3 protein-coding genes are annotated in these 2,104 nt (G+C 73.5%); all 3 read left to right on the top strand.

Annotated features, from left to right (window positions below):
• Nucleotides 1-62: 62 nt before the first annotated feature.
• The 3 genes from AOK24_RS44905 (at nucleotide 63) to AOK24_RS44895 (ending at nucleotide 2,026) form a co-directional block, all read left to right on the top strand.
• A complete protein-coding gene (locus tag AOK24_RS44905; RefSeq protein WP_055725535.1) occupies nucleotides 63-575 on the top strand; it encodes an NUDIX domain-containing protein in 513 nt (170 codons plus the stop codon).
• 618 nt (nucleotides 576-1,193) lie between these two features.
• Nucleotides 1,194-1,586, top strand: coding sequence for a YidH family protein (locus AOK24_RS44900; protein WP_055725534.1), 393 nt, complete (start codon nucleotides 1,194-1,196; stop codon nucleotides 1,584-1,586).
• Entirely contained in the window at nucleotides 1,583-2,026 is a 444-nt protein-coding gene (locus AOK24_RS44895) for a DUF202 domain-containing protein (RefSeq protein ID WP_055725533.1), read from the top strand. Before AOK24_RS44900 ends, AOK24_RS44895 begins: the two co-directional genes overlap by 4 nt.
• Nucleotides 2,027-2,104 lie beyond the last annotated feature (78 nt).

Here is a 2,104-nt window from a genome sequence, read left to right as displayed (position 1 = left end):
TCCAAGCAGCCGCCTGAGCCGCCGTTCGGCCCGCCGGCTCAGGCGGCTGCTTGGATGGTCCCATGAGCGCTGCGGACGAGATCCTCGACATCGTCGACGAACGGGACAACGTGATCGGGCAGTTGCCCCGCGGGGAGGTGTACGCGGACGGGCTCCGGCACCGGTGTGTGTTCATCCAGGCGCGTGACGCCGAGGGGCGGCTGTTCGTGCACCGGCGGACGCCGACGAAGCTGGTGTTTCCCTCTCTGTACGACATGTTCGTGGGCGGGGTCGTCGGGGCCGGGGAGGGGTATGACGAGGCCGCGTTGCGGGAGGCCGAGGAGGAGCTCGGGGTGAGCGGGCTGCCGCAGCCGGAGTTTCTTTTCAAGTTCCTGTACGACGACGGGGCGGGGCGGAGCTGGTGGTCCGCCGTGTACGAGGTGCTGTGCGAGCTGCCGGTCCTCCCTCAGGTCGAGGAGGTCGAGTGGTACGGGTTCCTGTCGGAGGAGGAGGTCGAGGGGCGGCTCCGGGAGTGGGAGTGGGTGCCGGACGGGCTCGCGGCGTACGGGCGGCTCAAGGAGTTCCGGCGCCGCTGAGGGGGCTGGTGCCGGAGACGCCCCAGGTCCAGGAGGTAGCCGGTCAGAGCGGGGACGCCGATCGCCGTCAGCGCGGCGGCCGTCCGCTCCCGCGCCTCCCGCGCGGGCGGGCCGGCATCGCCGTACGCGGGCAGCAGGCGGTGCGGGTCGCGTACGCCCTCGCCGGTCTCCGGCACCGCTTCCGCCAGCGCGAGGAGGTCCGGCCAGGGGAGCGCCGGGCCCGGGAAGGCGCCCTCGGTCGCGGCGAGCGTACGGGGGCTGCCGGGGTGCGCGGGATCCGTGAGGAGGTAGTCGGTGCCCGGGTCGTCGGGGCAGTTGGCGAACACGATCCATACGGTCCTGCCGTGCGGCAACGGGATCCTGTACGTCGGCCACGCGCGCCGCGCCTCGTACGCCGCGTCCACGTCCGCCGGGTCCGCGCCGAAGTCCTCGAAGTGGTCGGGGGACACCGCGAGGTAGGCCGGCCAGAAGCCGGGCAGGGCGAGGTGGTGTTCGGCCGGGGCCATGCCGTGGCCGGGGTGCGCGTAGCCGTTCAGCGGCGTGGGAACCTCCATGCACCGACCGTAACGGCCGCCACTGACAACGCCCCCTCCCCGACCGCCGGGTAGGGTTTTCGGCGTGATCGATTTTGTTCGGAACGTCCGTCTGTGGTTCGCGCCCTCCGCGGTCCGCGAGGAAGGGACGACGCCGGACTACCGCTTCTCCCTCGCCAACGAACGCACGTTCCTCGCGTGGCTCCGCACCGCCATGGCCCTCGTCGGAGGCGGGTTCGCGGTCGACCAGTTCCTGCCCGACCTGCGGTGGGGGTGGCGGGTCGGGTTCGCGTTGGCGCTGCTCGTCGCGGGGGTGTTGTGCGCCGTGCGGGCGCTCAATCACTGGGTGCGGTGCGAGCGGGCGATGCGGCGGGGGGAGGATCTGCCGACGTCGCGGTTCCCGGCTGCGCTGACCCTCCTCGTGGCTCTTGTCGCGGTGGCGATGGTGGTGGTCGTCGTTCTCGGGTGGAACGAGTGAGCGGGGCGGGGGTTCCCGAGGGGGCGCGGACCCCGGACGCTGAGTCCGATGATCACACCGGCACACCGCAGCCCCCCACCAGCACGCCGCAGCCCTCCACCGGCACACACCAGCCCCCCACCGCCGACCCCGACACCCGCGACCCCGGCCTCCAGCCCGAACGTACGCGGCTCGCATGGCGCCGTACGACCCTCGCCGGCGCCGTCGCCACCGTCCTCGCGATGAAGACCTCCCTGCACGGGGGCCCCACGGTCGCCGGGTCACTGATCTGCGCGGCGTGCTGCGCCCTGTGGCTCACGTTCCTGGCAGTGGCCCACCGCCGCATAGTGACCCTGTCGTCCACACCCCACCCGGCATCCCTGACACCGCGCCTGGCCGCCGCGGCGGTGCTGTGCGCGGTGGCCACGGCGGTCTGCGCGGCGGCGTTGGTGGTGGTGTAGGGCGGGGGCACACGCGCGCGGGGACCGCTGGCCTGCCGGGCAGCGACGAGCGGGGGCACACGCGCGCGGGGACCGCTG

Source organism: Streptomyces niveiscabiei (assembly GCF_001419795.1).
GTDB classification, from domain to species: domain Bacteria; phylum Actinomycetota; class Actinomycetes; order Streptomycetales; family Streptomycetaceae; genus Streptomyces; species Streptomyces niveiscabiei.
Note: the sequence above shows the minus strand (reverse complement) of the source record. Positions and strands in the feature narration are given on the sequence as shown.